This window comes from Microbacterium hydrothermale (assembly GCF_004854025.1).
GTDB classification, from domain to species: domain Bacteria; phylum Actinomycetota; class Actinomycetes; order Actinomycetales; family Microbacteriaceae; genus Microbacterium; species Microbacterium hydrothermale.
In genome coordinates, this window is record NZ_STGM01000009.1 from 1 (window position 1) to 16,298 (window position 16,298).

Sequence of the window (16,298 nt, forward strand, 5' to 3'; positions counted from 1 at the left end):
GTTCGTGCGCAAGCTCGGCGAGATCACCCCGCCGCACCAGCTCTTCGACGCCGCGTTCTCGAACAAGGGCTGATCCGGTGATCGACGTCCTGATCCTCTCGGGGCACATGACCATCGAGCACGACAACGCCCACCGCAGCTTCCGCCAGCACAACCAGTGGATCACGACGCTGTTGGAGGACACCGGGCGCTTCAGGGTCCGCGTCGTCGAGGATCCGCGGGGACTGCCGGCATCCGTCATCGACAGGTACGACGTGCTCATCGTCATCTTCGAGGGCCGCGACGGCTACCACGACATGGCGACCGGGTTCGGGGCCGAGACGGATGCCGCGATCCTGCGCTTCGTGCACGACGAGGGCAAGGGCATCGTGTGGTTCCACGGCTCCGCGGCGCAAGAGGACCGCTGGGGCTACCCCGAGGAGTACAACGTCATGCGCGGAGCCAAGCTCAGCGCGTGGGAGACGGGCCTGCGCCCCCGCCCGTGGGGCGAGGCGCAGCTGCACACGGCCGAGCCGCGGCATCCGATCACCGAGGGCATCAACGCCACCTGGACCGTCACCGGCGACGACATCCTCGTCGGGGTGCAGATGTACGACGGCGCCCAGGTGCTGCTCACGACGTTCGACGACCTCGAGGCCTACGAGAAGGCGCCGGTCTGGCCGATGTCGCACTACCCGGTCGACATCCCGCCCGAGGGGATCGCGGCCCTGCCGGGGATCAACACCGAGCAGCCGCTCGCGTGGATCAACGAGTACGGCGCGGGACGGTCGTTCACGATCACGATCGGCCACGACATCGACACGTTCCGCCGCATCGAGTTCATCCGCATGTTCCCGCGCGGGGTGGAGTGGGCGGCGACGGGCGAGGTGACGCTCACTGGCCCCGACCGCCGCGGCGACCGCCGCATCAACCCGTGGCCGTATTACAACGGCGAGGGGTGACGCGCGCCGGCGGTCGGGCGGCGTAGCCGGGCGGCTCAGCCGGGCGAGCGGGCCGACCGTGCGCCGGGGAGGGCGAGTGGCGTGCCCGGGTGCGCGCCAGTGCGTAACCCCGCGATAAACGCTTTCCGGTGCGAGAAACGCGGTGCCGCGGCGTTCATGCGCACGAACAGCGTTTATCAGTGAGGGTGGGGCGGGCATGATCGGGATCGGGATACTCGGGGCGGGCGGGATCGCGGAGCGCGCGATGGTGGAGCCCGCGCGCGACGTCGACGGCGTCGAGGTCGTGGCGATCGGGGCGCGCGACCCCGAGCGGGCGCGGGCGTTCGCCGACCGCCTCGACCTGCCGGCGTGGGGCGACTACGACGCAGTGCTCTCCGACCCGCGGGTCGACCTCGTCTACCTCGCGCTCCCGCCGATCGTGCACGCCGAGTGGGCGCAGCGCGCGCTCGCCGCCGGCAAGCACGTGCTGTGTGAGAAGCCCCTGTCAGCGAACGGCACGACCGCGCAGAAGATCGCGGATGCCGCGGATGCCGCCGGGCGGCGCGCGTTCGTCGGATTCCACTTCCTCCTGCACGGCTTCATCCGCGACCTGCTCGACACGATCGGCTCCGGCGTGCTCGGCGAGGTGAAGCTGGTCGAGATCGACTTCAGCATCCCGCACTTCGTCGTGCAGCCGGGCAACATCCGTCTCGACGGTGACCTCGCGGGTGGGGCCGTGATGGACGTCGGATGCTACGCCGTCGATCTCCTCCGCGCGGCGTTCGGCGAAGTCGAGGTGATTACGGCCACGGCGCAGACGTACGACGCGGATCCCCGGATCGACCTGCAGACCGATGCCGAGCTGCGTCTGCCCGGCGGCATCCCGGCTCTCCTGCGGGCCTCGTTCCTCGGCGACGATCAGGGCGCGATGTGGGTGCGCGTCGACGGGAGTGACGCGTCGTTGCTCGCGACGAGCGTGATCGTTCCGCAGTGGGGAGCGACGCTCACCGTGACGTCGTCCGACGGCGAGGTGCTCCGCTCCGTCGCGGCGGAGCCGGGGGAGAACAGCTATGCGCGACAGCTCGAGCACCTGCGCGATGTGCTCGCCGACGGCTCGCCGAGCGTCCTCGACGCCCGTCGGGGCGCGGGGACGATGCGGGTGGTCGATGCGATCTACCGCGTGGCGGGACTTCAGCCGCGCTGAGTCGCGGCATCCGGTCTCCCCAGAACAGGGAATCGTGCGAGAACAGGACGGCGCGCCAGCGGCTCGTCCTGTCGCCGAACGATCGCCTGTCGTCGCGTGCGCCCGCAGGCGACGAAGGGGCGGCAGCCGCGCGGCCACCGCCCCTCGTCGCGTGCGTCAGGCCGAGACCCGCGCCCCCTCGATGATCGGGCGCAGCACCTTCTGCACGTACCAACCGGCGACCATCGTGCTCTCGGCGGGGTGCGGGCTCTGGTCGGACTCCACGACGATCCAGCCGCGGTAGCCGTGCTCGGCCAGGGCCTCGACGAAGCCCTCGAAGTCGACGAGCGCGCGCTCGTCGCTCGGCTCGAAGAACCAGCGCAGGATCTTGCGCGCCCCGCCCTCGGTGCGGATGAACTGCTCGGCGTGGGGCGTCGACGCCTCGGCGTCGTCGACCGTCTCGCGCGCGTCCTTCAACTGCACGTGCACGACGCGGTCGGCGTACCGTCGATACAGCTCGACGGGGTCGATCTCGGCGATCGCGAGCTCGGCAGTGTCGATCGCGAGTCCCACGGTGTCGGCATCCGTCGCCGCCAACAGACGATGGATGCCGTCGCCAAGACGCAGCGCGGAGAGGAAGTCGACGTGCAGGCCCAGGGCGATGCCTTCCTCGGCGATGGCGGAGCCGACGGCGTTCCACAGCGTCGCCAGCACCCCGATCTGCTCGTCGGAGAGCGCGCCGGTCTGCCACGCCGACGGCGCCGCGCGCACGACCAGCACGCTCCCGCCGAGGCGGCGCAGGGCATCGGCGAACCACCGCGCGGTGCGCACGATCTGCTCGACCGACGCGGGGTCGAGGGGATCCGGCCCGCGCCCCATCTCGACCTCGAAGCCGACGGAGGGGTCGTAGACGTAGCTGCTCACGGCGTCGATCGCGCACGAGGAGAGGAACTCCCCGAACGCCTCGACCGAGCCGTACAGGTCGGCGAGCTGCTGCGGAGTGCCGAGCGGCTCCCACGCGCCGAAGCTCTCGGCGGTCAGTTCGACCCCCGAGAAGCCGCTGATGGATGCCGTCTTGAACGCCCGCTCGTGCTCGCGCTTCCGCACGAACGAGTCGATGTTGGTGTCCCACTGGTTGATGGCGTAGGCCCAGCGCACGTCGCTCATCGCGCGACCTCCTCGTTGTAGATGCCGTCCAGCACGTTCTTGGCGTACCACCGCGAGATCGCGGTGCTCTCGGCGTAGTCGCCGCCGAGCTTGTCGGCCTTGTCGTGCTCGACGCTGATCCAGCCGGTGTAGCGGTGGTCGCGCACCGAGCGCATCATCGCCTCGAAGTCGACGAGGCCCTCGTCGGTGCCCATCTCGTAGAACCACTTCTCTGTCGTCTTCGCCGAGACCTCGGCATCCGGGAACATCCGGTAGTCGTCGTTGACGTCTTTGTGGCGGGTGTCCTTGAAGTGGAAGCCCGTCACGCGCTCGTGGTGCTTCTCGTAGACATCGACGGGGTCGACGTCGGCGATGCAGTGCTGCGCGGTGTCGACGAAGAACTTCACGTAGCGCGGGTCGGCGTACGAGTAGAAGCGGTCGATCTGGTCGCGCGTGCGGATGCCGGCGTAGAACTCGTGATGGCAGGTGAGGTTGACGCCGTACTGCTGCGTGAGTTCGCCGACCTTGCCCCAGATGTCGGCGGCGTGCTTGAGGCCGTCGTCGGGCACGCCGGCCTCGTCGAAGTAGCGCGATCCGGGCATGACGATGATGTTGTCGAGCTGGATGCCCGACCACATGTCGAGCGTGCGCTGGAAGTCCTCGAGGATCGTGCCGTGGGTCGCGGGGACCTCGGGCGCGTAGCGGTCGGGGGAGTAGTAGACGCCGTGGAACGTGTTGACGATGCGCTCGAGGCCCTGCTCCTGCACGAACTCCTGGTAGTTCGCGACCGAGCCGTACTGCTCGAAGATCTGCCAGATGCGGAAGTCGAAGGTGTCGATCGCGTCGAAGCCGACGGCGGCGACCTGCTGCAGGAAGCGCTTCATGGCCAGCTTGGACTGCCACTGGTCGTAGGGGCCGGCGGGGCCGTTGGCCCGCCAGTGGTCCATGTAGCTCCATTTGATGGGTCGGTCGGTCATCACGTGCTCCTTCTTTCGATGTGCGAGCGCGTGAGGTGCCAGTTCTTGTCGCTTCGAGCGTGCGCGAAGCGACACATTCTGGCGACTCACGCGGGAGGGGTCGAGCGGTCGGAGAGGGCGACGGCGGCCAACGACAGATGACGCGAGGTCATCTCCCACGGGTCGTCGTCGAGCCACTCCTGGCCGCCCCACTCGCTGCAGAGCGTGCCGGTGAAGCCCGTCGCGGCGAGGGCGGCGCCCACGTCGCGAAGGGGGTCGGAAAGTCGGTTGTCGGCGTCGTCGAGGTCCCAGAACTTCAGGTGCACCGCACCGAGGAGGGGGAGGACGGATGCCAGGTCGGCGACCTGCGCGCGCCCGAAGCGCACGAGCAGGTTCATGTACAGGGTGTGCACGGGTCCGGGGACGCCTCCGCTGTGCAGGAGATCGAGCACCGCGCCGTGGGTCGCCGGGTCGCGCCACTCGTCGCGCAGACGGCGCACGAGATCGGTCGGGATGCCGCCCCGCTCGAGCCGCTCGAGGTAGGTGACCGGGAGCGCCGGCATGAGCATGCTGATGTCGAGCAGCAGGCGCACGTGCGGGGTGTCGAGGGCCGCGATGCGCCCGTACGCGTCGGGGCGGAGGGCGGGCGTCTCGTGTCCCTGGGCCTCCTCGAACAGCACGAGGTCGAGCTCCTCGAGCAGGGGGACGAGATCGTCGAGCAGGCCCCCGGCCTGGCCGATGGGCAGGCGCACGCCCGCGGCGCCGACGGCGGCGGCCGCGCGCAGTTGCGGTTCGAGGAAGGCCCGGCGCTCGGCATCCGTCCGGCATCGGGCGCGATCGAACTCGTCGATGCTGACGCCGACGATGCTCACACGTCCCCCGGCCGCGGCGAGCCGATCGCGGAAGGCCTCGGCGTCGGCGCGGTCGGGGGCGGGGAAGCCGCGCCACATCTGCCCCAGCTCGATCTCGATCGCCCGCGCGATGCCGCTCTCGACGAGCGTGAGGGCGAGGTCGGGGGCGGTGCGCTCGGCGCGGATGACCTCGGGGGTGAGGTTGAAGGCGCTGGCTGAGAGGGTCCAGGTGGCGGGGAGGGTCATGCGGCGCTCCCCACGTCGATCGAGACGCTCGCGACGGCGGCATCCGCGACCAGGTCACGGGTGAACGAGAACGGCAGGCGCAGCGGTTCCGCGGGTCCGCCGGGCAGATAGGGGATCTCGAGGCGGAACGACACCGACACCTCGTGGATGCCGGGGGTGACGGCATCCGGGATCTCCAGCACCACGCGATCCTGGAGGTACCACCACGCGTCCTCGGCGGACAGCTGGGCCGGGGAGATCCGGCGGGCGCCCAGCGCGACCGCGGGGTCGCACTTCGCGCCGTCGATGCGGAGGGCGACGTCGAGCAGGCTCGCCAGCGGCAGCGAGCGGATCCACGGCAGCGACACCCGCACCTCGGTGCGCTCGGCGCGCACCCGGAGGGCGTCGTCGCGCAGGGCGGAAAGGGTCATGGCGGGCACGTCCTCGTGTCACGCACGCCGACGGCGTGCTTCCGCGCATAATCTAACGACTAAAGTCGAAAAAAGCCAGAAGTCAGCCGTGGGCTCCGTGCACGGCCGCCACCGTGGGGCGACCCTCCGCGAACCACCGGGGCAGGCTCAGCTCGAACAGCTGCTCCTTCGCGAGGTCCACGCCCCCGCGGAGCGGCTCGCGGGAGTCGTTCTCGCTCGTCTTGATCGCGAGGTCGCGCGTCGCGAGCGGGAGCGACAGCTCGTAGACGCGCTGCCGTACCTCGGCGAGGAAGAGTTCACCCGTCGACGCGACGGCCCCGCCCACCACGATCACCCCGGGGTTGAACATGTTCACCAGAGCGGCCACGGCCTCGCCGACCTGACGGGCCGAGGCCTGCACGAGAGAAATGGCCAGGGCGTCGCCGCGACCCGCCGCGAGCGTGATCTTCTCCAGCGTGAGGGTCTCGCCGGATGCCACGGCCTCGGCGAGCGGACCCGTGGCGCCGTCCGCGATCGCGGCGCCGGCGTCGCGCACGAGGGCCCACCCGCCGGCGACGGCTTCGAGGCACCCGACCTTGCCGCAGCGGCACACCTGCTCGGCGCCCGGGACGCGGACGTGGCCCATGTCGCCCGCCGCGCCGTTCGCGCCGCGGTGCAGGCGCCCGTGCGAGACCAAGCCCGCGCCGATGCCGGTCCCGACCTTGCAGTAGATGAGGTCGACGGCCTCGTCGCGGCGGCGCGAGCGCTCGGCGGCGGCGAGGAGATTGACGTCGTTGTCGACCCAGACGGGGGCGTCGTAGCGCTGCTCGAAGACCGTGCGCACGTCGTAATCGTTCCAGCCGGGCATGATCGGCGGTGCGACGGGCCGGCCGGTCTCGAAGTCGACGGGGCCGGGCAGGCCGACCACCAGGCCCCACACCGGGGTGCCGTCGCCCCGCGCGAGCAGATCGTCGACCATCGACGTCGCCGTGCGGAGGGTCTCGTCGGGTCCGCGGGAGATGTCCCACGCCTGGTGCGCCTCGTCGAGGATCGCGCCGTCGAGGTCGGTCACGCCGACGTGGATGTGCAGGCCCCCGAGGGCGCACACGACGATGCGGCCGCGCTCGGCGCGGAAGCGCAGCGTGCGCGGCGCCCGCCCTCCCGAGGAGGGGGCGTACTCGGCATCCTCGAGGAAGCCCATCTCGACGGCGCGGTCGACGCGCTGGGCGACGACGCCGCGTCCGAGGCCGGTGATGCGGCCGATCTCGGGGCGCGTGACGGCGTCGCCGACGCGGACCATGTTGACGATGCGCAGCAGGCTCGTGACCTCGTCGGTCTGCGCGCCGAAGCGGAGGGTGGACACGTTCGCCATGCGTTGATCCTCACACAGGACGGGCCCGACCCTGCCGGATTTCGCGCATCTATGGTTCATTAGTCTCCGACTTCAGTATTTTTCAGGCTGAAGTGGCGAAGGGGCCGGCATGACGTGGGGTGTGGGGATCATCGGGTCGGGTCCGGGCGTCGCGGCGCTGCACGCGCCGACTCTCGCCCGTGTGAGCGAGGACTTCCGGCTCGTGCACGTCAGCGACGCGGGGAGCGGCCGCGCGGCCGTCATCGCCGATCGGTTCGGGGTGCGCGCGTCGACGGGGGTGGACGTGCTGCTCGCCGACCCCGAGGTCGACGTCGTGGCGATCTGCAGCCCGCCCGCGCGGCACGCGGAGCACGTGCGCGCCGCCCTGGCCGCGGACCGCCGCGCGATCTTCGTCGAGAAGCCCCTGGCCGACACCGCCGACGACGCCGACCGTCTGGTCGAGGAGTGCGCCGCGGTGGGGGCGCTGCTCGTCGTCGGGACGAACCACCTCTTCGATCCGGCCTGGGCCAAGGCGACCCACCACCTGCACGCCATCGACGGGCGCATCTCGTCGGTGACGGTGACGCTCTGCCTCTCGCCGAACGACCGCTATCACGCCCTCACGATGGGAGAGCCCCTGCCGGCCGGGCCCGCGGCGCCGCGCCCGCCGCTCGACCTCGACGATCCCGAGCGCAGCGCCGCGATCGTGCGTCAGCTCATCGCGGGCTTGGGCGTGCACGACCTGCCCCTCGTCCGCGATCTCGTGCCCGCGACGCCCGAGCTGGTGTGGGCGCGGCCCGTGGCGCCGATCGGCTTCGACCTCGCCCTCCGCGCCGACGGGGCCCTCGTGCGGTTCACGGCCGTGATGCTGCCGGAGGGCGCCGACTCGCTGTGGACGGTGAGCGTGGCCACCGCGGGAGCCCGCGTCGACGTGGAGTTCCCCCCGCCGTTCGTTCACGTCGGGGGAGCGCGCACCACCGTGCGCGACGCGCAGGGCGTGCAGACGGTGTACCCGGTGGACCGGCGGGACGGATACGAGGTGGAGTGGCGCGCGCTCGCCGCTCTGCTGCGGGGGGAGGCGGCCATGGAGTACGACGAGCTGCGCGCCGACGCGGCGTTCGTGATGGCGATCGCCGACCAGGCGGCCGTGGCGGTGCGGGCGGGAGGCACGCGGTGAGCGCCGTGCGCACCGACCTCGCCGCCTATCGCGCGGCGGTGGCCGAGCTCGCCCCGCGCGTGCGGCCGGGTGGCGGGGCTGCAGCGATCCGGGTGGTCGAGGGGCGGGGCGCCTGGTGGGAGCGGCTCGAGGGGGCGGCGGCGTTCATCGTCGACGAGCCCGATCCCGCTCCCGCGGAGGTGCATGAGCGTCTCGCCGCGCTCCGGGTTCCGGTCGTGGTCGTGCGCCGGCGCCTGCGCCCCGACGTCGTCGCCGACGCGATCGGCGCCGTCGAGACGACGCGGCACGTGGTCGTGGACGCGTGGAGCGGACGGACGGACGCCGCGACGGTGCTGCGTGACGCGGTCGGCTGGGCGCGCGTGCTCGCCGGCGGCCCCGTGCGCGCCCTCTCGAGAGCCGACACCGAACGCGCGACGACCCTCGCCGTGCGGAGCGAGGCCGGGGTGGGGGCGAGCATCACCCGCGCGATCGGGGGCGGCGTGGGTGGGGCCCTCACCGCGACCGCGCTCGGACCGCGGCGCGTCGAGGTGCGCGTCGACAGCGCCTCTCCGCCGCACGAGGTCGCGTTCGACGACGCGGAGGGCCGCCGCACGGCCCGCGTCCGTCGCGAGTCCCCCGAGCGTCTCGCCCTGCGCCGCATCCTGGACGCCGGGGAGGGGGCGGTACTCAGCGACCTGTTCGATCTCGCCGCGGATGACGCCGCCGCCGCTCTCTCCTGACGTCGCCCGGGCTATGCAATGTCCCACTTTTGGTGGGTTGGATGCCGCCCAGGTGACCACTTCTGGGACATGCACCGCCAGAAAGGGGACGAGGTCCCTCGCCGAGCCGGGCACAGCGCCGCGGTATCGATCACGCCGATGCGCGGCATCCACGGGATCGGCTTCCCTGATACGTACTTCGGTCGGATAGTGGAAGAAGAGCCGGAACGACCCGTCTCACCCGAAAGGATCGAAGATGATCAAGCTTCTCTCTCATCTGTCGTTCGTCGCGATCACGACTCCGGATGTCGAGGCGTCGGTGGACTTCTACGTCAACCAGGTCGGTCTGACCGAGGTCGCCCGCGAGGACGGCCGCGTCTACCTCCGCTGCTGGGGCGACTACTACGCCTACTCCGTCGTCGTCGCGCACGGCGACGAGCCCTCGCTCGAGACCATGGCCTGGCGCACCTCGTCGGCCGAGGCGCTGGAGGAAGCCGCGAAGCGCGTGCAGGCCGCCGGCATCGAGGGCGAGTGGTTCGAGGGCCGCGGCATCGGCCGGGCGTTCCGCTTCACCGGCCCGTTCGGCCACAACATGACCCTGCACTGGGACGTCGAGCGCCACCGCGCCGAGCCGCACACCGCGTCGATCTTCCCCGACCGTCCCGAGAAGCGCAGCCCCGTCGCGGGCGCCCCGCGCCAGCTCGACCACGTCACGGTCGCCACGCAGGACGTCGACGCGTTCGTGCAGTGGTACGTCGACACGCTCGGCTTCCGCTTCATGGCGCGCACCGTGCTCGACGAGGCGCCGATCTCGGTGTTCTCCGTGCTCACCACGAACGAGAAGTCGCACGACCTCGGCGTCGTGCTCGACGGCTCGAGCCGCGCCGGCCGCATCAACCACTACGCCTTCTGGGTCGACACCCGCGAAGAGCTCCTCATCGCCGCCGACACCCTCATGGAGAACGGCGTCCCGATCGAGTACGGCCCCAACATCCACGGCATCGGCGAGCAGACGTTCCTCTACTACCGCGAGCCCTCGACGCTGCGCATCGAGCTCAACACCGGCGGGTACCGCAACTACGTGCCCGACTGGGAGGCCAACACCTGGAAGCCCTCGCAGGGATCGAACAACTTCTACCGCAACGGCCGCATGCCGATGTCGATGACCGAGTCGTTCCCGCCCGCCGACGGCCCCAGCGCCACCGAAGAGGGCGTGCCCGACGAGATCAAGGACGCCCTGCTGAACCCCTACGCCGTCGAGGGCCGGGGCTGAGCGAAGATCCCGGTCGGGGAAAGTGAGCACCACCATGACGACTGCACCCTTCGCGCTCGCGCGCTTCCGTGAGGCGGATGCCGTGCGCATCGGTCTCGTCACCGGAGACCGCATCCGCGCGCTCACCGCCGACGAACTGGGTGGGGGTCTGAACGCCTTCCTCGCCGACCCCGACTGGGATCGCCTCGAAGCCCTCGCCTCCGGGCGAGAAGAGGCGTCGGGGGAGTGGCATCCGCTCTCGGATGTCACCCTCACGGCGCCCGTCGAGCCCCGCCAGGTGCTGCAGACCGGCGCCAACTACCGCGAGCACGTCATCCAGCTCGTGGCGGCGGGACTGACGCAGAACACCGATCGCACGCCCGAGGAGGCGCACGCCTTCGCCGCCGAGATGATGGACGAGCGCGCGCGCAGCGGTGAGCCGTACTTCTTCATCGGGCTCGCCGCGTGCGTCGTCGGCGACGACGTGCCGCTCGTGCTCCCCGCCTCCAGCGAAGTGCACGACTGGGAGCTCGAGCTCGCCGTCGTGATCGGCAAGGAGGCCTTCCGGGTCTCGCGCGAAGACGCCCTCGACCACGTCGCCGGATACACGATCGTCAACGACATCACGACGCGCGACCTCGTCTTCCGCAAGGACATGAAGGAGATCGGCACCGACTGGTACCGGGCGAAGAACGCCCCCGGGTTCCTGCCGACCGGACCCCTCCTCGTCCCCGCGCGCTTCGTCGACCCCGCCGACACCGCGGTGCGTCTCGAGCTGAACGGGCAGGTGATGCAGGATGCCAACACCTCCGACCTCCTCTTCGACGTTCCCGCCCTCGTCTCGGCGGCGTCGCAGACCCACCCCCTGCTGCCCGGCGACCTGCTGCTGACCGGCAGCCCCGCCGGCAACGGGCAGCACTGGAAGAGGTTCCTGCGCGACGGCGACGTCATGACCGGGACCATCGGGGCGCTCGGCACGCAGGTCGTGCGGTGCGTGGGGGAGGCGGGGTCGTGACCCTTCGACAGGCTCAGGGGCCCGACGCTGCGGCTCAGGGGCTCGACGCTCCGGCGCAGCTCCCGTCGGAGAACCCGGCCGACCTCGACCGGCAGAACCCCGAGGCCGAGATCGCGCTGCGCGCCGAGGCCTACCGCAATTGGGGGCGGTGGGGCGACGACGACGTGCTCGGCACGCTCAACTTCATCGACGACGACATCCGCCGGGCGGCCGCGGCCCTCGTGCGCGAGGGGCGCTCGATCTCGCTGTCGCAGCCGTTCGACACCGACGGCCCGCAGAAGGGCTGGCGCCGCCGCACCAACCCCGTGCACACGATGACCGACACGGGCACCGACGCCGAGCGCGGCAACCAGGGCTTCCCGCACGGCATCGGCGGGGCCGACGACGTCATCGCGATGCCCCTGCAGTGCTCGACGCAGTGGGACGGTCTCGGCCACATCTTCGACCACGGCTTCGCGTGGAACGGCCGCCGGGCGGGCGACGTCGTCACCAGCGACGGCGATCTGGTCACGGGCATCGAGCACGCGGCATCCGTCATCGTCTCGCGCGGGGTGCTCCTCGACGTGGGACGGCACCTGTCGCCCGAGACGGGGGAGCTCGCCGACGGCCACGCGATCACCGTCGCCGACCTCGAGGCGTGCGCCACCGCCGAGGGCGTCGAGGTGCGCCGCGGCGACATCGTGCTCGTGCGCACCGGCCACTACACCCGAGCCCGCCGCGAGGGGTGGGGCGACTACGCCGGAGGCCCCGCGCCCGGCCTCTCGCTCACCACCGCCGGGTGGCTGCACCGCACCGAGATCGCGGCGATCGCCACCGACACGTGGGGGTTCGAGGTGCGGCCGAACGAGTTCGACGTGCCGGCGTTCCAGCCCCTGCACCAGGTCGTCATCCCGAACCTGGGACTGACGATCGGCGAGATGTGGAACCTCGACGAGCTCGCGTCGGCGTGCACCGAGGCGTCACGCTGGGAATTCCTGCTGGCGGCTCCCCCGCTGCCGATCACCGGGGCCGTCGGGTCGCCGGTGAACCCGCTGGCCCTCCTCTAACACCCCCGTCCCAGAACAGAGAGGTTCTGACATGACCGCCGTTCAGAAAGTCGCGATCGCCGGAGCCGGCGTCGCGGGCCTGGCCACCGCCATCTTCCTCGCGAAGGCCGGTGTCGAGGTCGACCTCTACGACGCCCAGCCCGCGCTGTCCACGCGCGGATCGGGCATCACCCTGCAGGGCAACGCCCTGCGCGTCTTCGACGAGCTCGGCGTCTGGGACGAGGTCTCGGCCGCGGGCAACGCCTTCGAGGGACTCAACCTGCGCGCCCCCGGACCCGGCGCACCCGTGGTCGCGGCCCTTCCCGACCTGAAGACCGGCGGCCCCGACTACCCCTCCACGATGGGGATGTCGCGCCCCGACCTGGCCCGCATCCTCCTCGCCGCCGCCGAGCGCCACGGGGCGCGCGTGCACTTCGGCACGCGCGTCACCGGCGTCTCGCAGACCGACGACGCGGTCGCCGTGGAGGTCGACGGCGAACCCGCGGGTGCGTTCGACCTGCTGGTCGGCGCCGACGGCCTGCACTCCGCGGTGCGCGAGCTGATCGGCATCCACGTCTCCCCCGAGCAGACGGGCATGGGCATCTGGCGCACCTTCGTGTCGCTGCCGCCCGACGTCGACCGCAGCGAGCTCTACTACGGCGGCCCGATGTACATCGCCGGCTACACGCCCACCGGAGACGACACGATGTACGCCTTCCTCGTCGAGGCCGCGCAGGACCGCTCGCAGGCCACGCCCGAGGAGGCGCGGCGCATCATGGTGGAGCAGTCCCGCGCGTACGACGGGCCGTGGAACCACGTCCGCGCCGACATCGAGGCCGGGGCTGACGCCAACTACACGTGGTTCACCCGCCACCTCGTCGACGCGCCGTGGAACCGCGGGCGCGTCGTGATCATCGGCGACGCCGCCCACAGCTGCCCGCCGACGATCGCGCAGGGCGCGGCCCAGGGGCTGGAGGACGCCGCCGTGCTCAGCGAGCTCCTCGTGCAGCGGGATGCCGTCGACCAGGCGCTCTGGGACGCCTTCCACGAGCGCCGCGTGGCGCGGGCGAAGGCGATCGTCGAGGCCTCGGTGCAGCTCGGCCAATGGCAGCTCGACGGCGTCCGCGACGCCGACATGGGCGGTCTGCTGTTCGGTGTCGCGCAGCTGACGGCGGCCCGCGCATGAGCGCGGTCGAGGGGCGGGGCGTCACCGACGTCCACGCGCACCTGCTCATGCCGGGGCTGCACGCCGAGGTCGAACGCCGCGTGCCCGACGAGGTGCAGGCCGCGGCCGACCTCGAACTGCGCCGCAACGGCCTGTCGAGCATCCAGGCCTCGGGGCGCATGATCGGCGAGCGCTTCCCGCGCCTGACCTCGGTCGACGCGCGCCTGGCCGCGATGGACGCGCAGGGGGTCGAGCGGCAGTGGGTGAGCCCCTCGCCGAACCACTTCTACCCGTGGGCGAACGAGGGGCTGGCGACCTGGACGACCGGCGAGGCCAACCGCCTCATCGCCGAGCACGTCGCGCAGGCGCCCGACCGGCTCGTGGGCCTGGGCACCGTGCCGCTGCAGCACCCGCACCTCGTCGTCGACGCCCTCGACGACGCCGTGCTCGGTCGCGGGCTCGCGGGCGTGGAGATCTCGTCGTTCGCGGGAGACGTCGAGCTCAGCGACGACCGCCTCGAGGCGTTCTGGGCGCGCGCCGCCGAGCTGCGCGCGGTCGTCTTCCTCCACCCCTTCGGATGCTCGCTCGACGAGCGCCTCGACCGCTTCTACCTCTCGAACACGGTCGGCCAGCCCACCGAGAACGCCGTGGCGCTGTCGCACCTCATCTTCGCGGGCGTGCTGGATCGGCATCCGGGACTCCGTCTCGTCGCCGCGCACGGCGGGGGATACCTCCCCACCGCGATCGGTCGCTCCGACCGCGCGTGGAAGGTGCGCCCCGAGGCGCACGGCTGCGCGCACGCCCCCTCGACGTACCTGTCGAAGCTGTGGTTCGACACCGTCGTGCACGACGAGCGGGCGCTGCGCTGGCTCGTCGAGGCGGCCGGGGCCGACCGGGTGCTGCTGGGCAGCGACTTCCCGTTCGACATGGGGCTCGACGATCCCGTCGGCTTCGTGCGGGGCGCGGGATTGGCCGCGGCGGAGGTCGACGGCATCCTGGGCCGCAACGCCGACGAGCTGCTGCGCACGCGGGTGCACGCATGAGGATAGCGCGGTGGGCCGATGGCGCCGACGTCGGTGAGGGCTTCGTCGACGGTGACGCGGTCGTGCCGTTCCCCGACGGGCTGCGGGTGGCCGAGGTGCTCGCGCAGGGTCTCGAGGCGGCGCTCGCGCTGTTCGCGCGTCGTGACAGCGCGCTCGCGCGGCCCCTCACCGAGGTGCGTCTGCTCGCGCCGCTCGTGCCCGCGTCGATCCGCGACTTCGTCGCCTTCGAGGAGCACGTCGAGGGCGTGAGCGCCTCGGTCGACGGCAAGAGCGAGGTCGTGCCCGAGTGGTACGAGGCGCCGACGTTCTACTTCACCAACCCGCACACCGTGCGGGCGACGGGCGAGGTCGTCGCGATCCCCGAGACGCAGCGCCTCGACGTCGAGCTCGAGCTCGCGGCGGTCATCGGCGCCGCGCCCGGCTCGGACGGGGAGAACGTGGATGCCGCGACCGCGGCGCGGCACATCTTCGGCTACACCGTGATGAACGACTGGTCGGCCCGCGACCTGCAGTCGCGCGAGATGAAGGTGCGGCTGGGTCCGGCCAAGGGCAAGGACTTCGCGATGACCCTCGGCCCGTGGATCGTCACGGCCGACGAGCTCGAGCCGTTTCTCGACGCGGAGGGATTCCTCGCGGTGCGGGCCGAGCTGTTCGTCAACGGCGAGCTGATCGGCCACGACCTCGTGTCGAACATGGGCTGGCCGTTCGCCGAGCTGGTGATGTACGCCGCGCGGAACTCCGTCGTCGTGCCCGGCGACGTGCTCGGCTCGGGCACGGTCGGAAACGGCGGCTGCCTCGGCGAGCTGTGGGGCCGCCGGGGCGGTCTCGACCCGCGCCCGCTCGAACCCGGCGACGAGGTGCGCCTGGTCATCGAGGGCGTCGGCGAGATCGTCAACGTGGTCGGCGAGCGGGTGCCGGCGCCGCCCGTGCCGCGCGCGCGGTCGCGGTCGCGGGCGCGCGAGCGGGCCGAAGCGACGGGCGTCACGGCCGGGCGATGAGCGCGCCGGGCCTGCCGGGCCTCGCGAGGCAGCTGTTCGTCGTGACCGGCGCCGCCGGGGGACAGGGCGCCGAGGAGGCGCTCACCCTCGCCCGCGCGGGCGCGGAGGTGATCGCGGTCGACGTGGCCGACGAGGCCCCCGAACTCGCCGCCGCCGGCGTCACGTACCACCGCGTCGACGTATCGAGCGAGGACGACTGGGCCGCGCTCGCCGCATCCCTCGGCGGTCGGCGGGTGCGGGGCCTGGTCAACAACGCCGGCATCACCGACCGCGCGCGCATCGGCGACCTCGCGCGAGAGGACTGGGATCGCGTGTTCGCCGTCAACGTCACGGGGGCGATGCTCGGCATCCAGGCTCTGCTGCCGCTGATGGATGCCGGGTCGTCGATCGTCAACATCGGTTCGGTCGCGGGGCTCACGGGGCACTACACGGCGGCGTACACCGCGAGCAAGTGGGCGCTGCGCGGGCTCACGCACGCGAGCGTCACCGAGCTCGGGCCCCGCGGCATCCGGGTCAACCTCGTGCACCCGGGGTTCATCCGCACGCCGATGACGGCGTCGGCGCCGGACGCGTTCGCGCGGGCGAACACCGGGATCATCCCGCTGCACCGCGTGGGCGAGGTCGACGAGGTCGCGGGCATCGTGGCTTTTCTGCTGTCGGATGCCGCGGCCTTCATCACCGGCGCCGAGATCGCTGTCGACGGCGGACAGGCGCTGTCGGGCGCGGCGACCGTCCTCGCGGATGCGCTCCGCTAATGTTGAAAATCGACATAAGTCGGGTATGCTGGACGTGACGTCGGGGCCCCAGGGGTCCGTTCGCCCGGTGAGGGAGCCGGAGCGGCACACACGGTCGCGTCGATCGCCCGGTCGTACGGGCGCCCCAC

General features: G+C 71.8%; 16 protein-coding genes. 11 read left to right on the forward strand and 5 right to left on the reverse strand.

Annotated elements, in window-relative coordinates:
- Window positions 1-77: 77 nt before the first annotated feature.
- A complete protein-coding gene (locus FB047_RS14770) occupies window positions 78-941 on the forward strand; it encodes a ThuA domain-containing protein (protein ID WP_240752838.1) in 864 nt (287 codons plus the stop codon).
- A gap of 196 nt (window positions 942-1,137) precedes the next feature.
- A complete protein-coding gene (locus FB047_RS14775) occupies window positions 1,138-2,124 on the forward strand; it encodes a Gfo/Idh/MocA family protein (RefSeq protein ID WP_136587970.1) in 987 nt (328 codons plus the stop codon).
- A gap of 156 nt (window positions 2,125-2,280) precedes the next feature.
- Here FB047_RS14775 and FB047_RS14780 read toward each other — a convergent pair whose 3' ends face one another.
- From FB047_RS14780 to FB047_RS14800, 5 genes are all read right to left on the reverse strand, one after another.
- A complete protein-coding gene (locus FB047_RS14780; protein ID WP_136587971.1) occupies window positions 2,281-3,270 on the reverse strand; it encodes a sugar phosphate isomerase/epimerase family protein in 990 nt (329 codons plus the stop codon).
- Entirely contained in the window at window positions 3,267-4,226 is a 960-nt protein-coding gene (locus FB047_RS14785; RefSeq protein WP_136587972.1) for a sugar phosphate isomerase/epimerase family protein, read from the reverse strand. Before FB047_RS14785 ends, FB047_RS14780 begins: the two co-directional genes overlap by 4 nt.
- An 86-nt stretch (window positions 4,227-4,312) precedes the next feature.
- Window positions 4,313-5,302, reverse strand: a complete 990-nt coding sequence (locus tag FB047_RS14790) for a restriction endonuclease subunit R (protein WP_136587973.1) — start codon at window positions 5,300-5,302, stop codon at window positions 4,313-4,315.
- On the reverse strand, window positions 5,299-5,712 hold the full coding sequence (locus FB047_RS14795; protein ID WP_136587974.1) for a hypothetical protein: 414 nt from the start codon (window positions 5,710-5,712) through the stop codon (window positions 5,299-5,301). Before FB047_RS14795 ends, FB047_RS14790 begins: the two co-directional genes overlap by 4 nt.
- An 82-nt stretch (window positions 5,713-5,794) precedes the next feature.
- Window positions 5,795-7,063, reverse strand: coding sequence for an ROK family protein (locus FB047_RS14800; RefSeq protein ID WP_136587975.1), 1,269 nt, complete (start codon window positions 7,061-7,063; stop codon window positions 5,795-5,797).
- Window positions 7,064-7,172: 109 nt separating this feature from the next.
- Here FB047_RS14800 and FB047_RS14805 point away from each other — a divergent pair, with 109 nt between their 5' ends.
- From FB047_RS14805 to FB047_RS14845, 9 genes are all read left to right on the forward strand, one after another.
- Window positions 7,173-8,219 (forward strand): Gfo/Idh/MocA family protein, encoded by a 1,047-nt coding sequence (locus FB047_RS14805; protein WP_136587976.1) that lies wholly within the window; start codon window positions 7,173-7,175, stop codon window positions 8,217-8,219.
- Window positions 8,216-8,938: a hypothetical protein gene (locus FB047_RS14810; protein ID WP_136587977.1), complete on the forward strand. Its 723-nt coding sequence runs from the start codon at window positions 8,216-8,218 to the stop codon at window positions 8,936-8,938. The genes FB047_RS14805 and FB047_RS14810 overlap by 4 nt, the downstream gene beginning before the upstream one ends.
- 235 nt (window positions 8,939-9,173) lie before the next feature.
- The gene (locus FB047_RS14815; protein WP_136587978.1) at window positions 9,174-10,190 is read left to right on the forward strand and encodes a VOC family protein; all 1,017 of its coding nucleotides are present in this window, start codon (window positions 9,174-9,176) and stop codon (window positions 10,188-10,190) included.
- Between the two features lie 34 nt (window positions 10,191-10,224).
- Complete coding sequence (locus tag FB047_RS14820) at window positions 10,225-11,184, forward strand: fumarylacetoacetate hydrolase family protein (RefSeq protein ID WP_136587979.1); 960 nt, start codon at window positions 10,225-10,227, stop codon at window positions 11,182-11,184.
- 110 nt (window positions 11,185-11,294) lie between these two features.
- Window positions 11,295-12,230 carry a cyclase family protein gene (locus tag FB047_RS14825; RefSeq protein ID WP_136588095.1) on the forward strand — a complete coding sequence of 312 codons (936 nt, stop codon included), beginning with the start codon at window positions 11,295-11,297 and terminating at the stop codon, window positions 12,228-12,230.
- A gap of 31 nt (window positions 12,231-12,261) precedes the next feature.
- On the forward strand, window positions 12,262-13,395 hold the full coding sequence (locus FB047_RS14830) for an FAD-dependent monooxygenase (RefSeq protein WP_136587980.1): 1,134 nt from the start codon (window positions 12,262-12,264) through the stop codon (window positions 13,393-13,395).
- Window positions 13,392-14,417, forward strand: coding sequence for an amidohydrolase family protein (locus tag FB047_RS14835; RefSeq protein ID WP_136587981.1), 1,026 nt, complete (start codon window positions 13,392-13,394; stop codon window positions 14,415-14,417). Before FB047_RS14830 ends, FB047_RS14835 begins: the two co-directional genes overlap by 4 nt.
- Window positions 14,414-15,415, forward strand: coding sequence for a fumarylacetoacetate hydrolase family protein (locus FB047_RS14840; protein WP_136587982.1), 1,002 nt, complete (start codon window positions 14,414-14,416; stop codon window positions 15,413-15,415). Before FB047_RS14835 ends, FB047_RS14840 begins: the two co-directional genes overlap by 4 nt.
- Complete coding sequence (locus FB047_RS14845) at window positions 15,412-16,170, forward strand: SDR family NAD(P)-dependent oxidoreductase (RefSeq protein WP_136587983.1); 759 nt, start codon at window positions 15,412-15,414, stop codon at window positions 16,168-16,170. Before FB047_RS14840 ends, FB047_RS14845 begins: the two co-directional genes overlap by 4 nt.
- The last annotated feature ends 128 nt before the right edge of the window (window positions 16,171-16,298 follow it).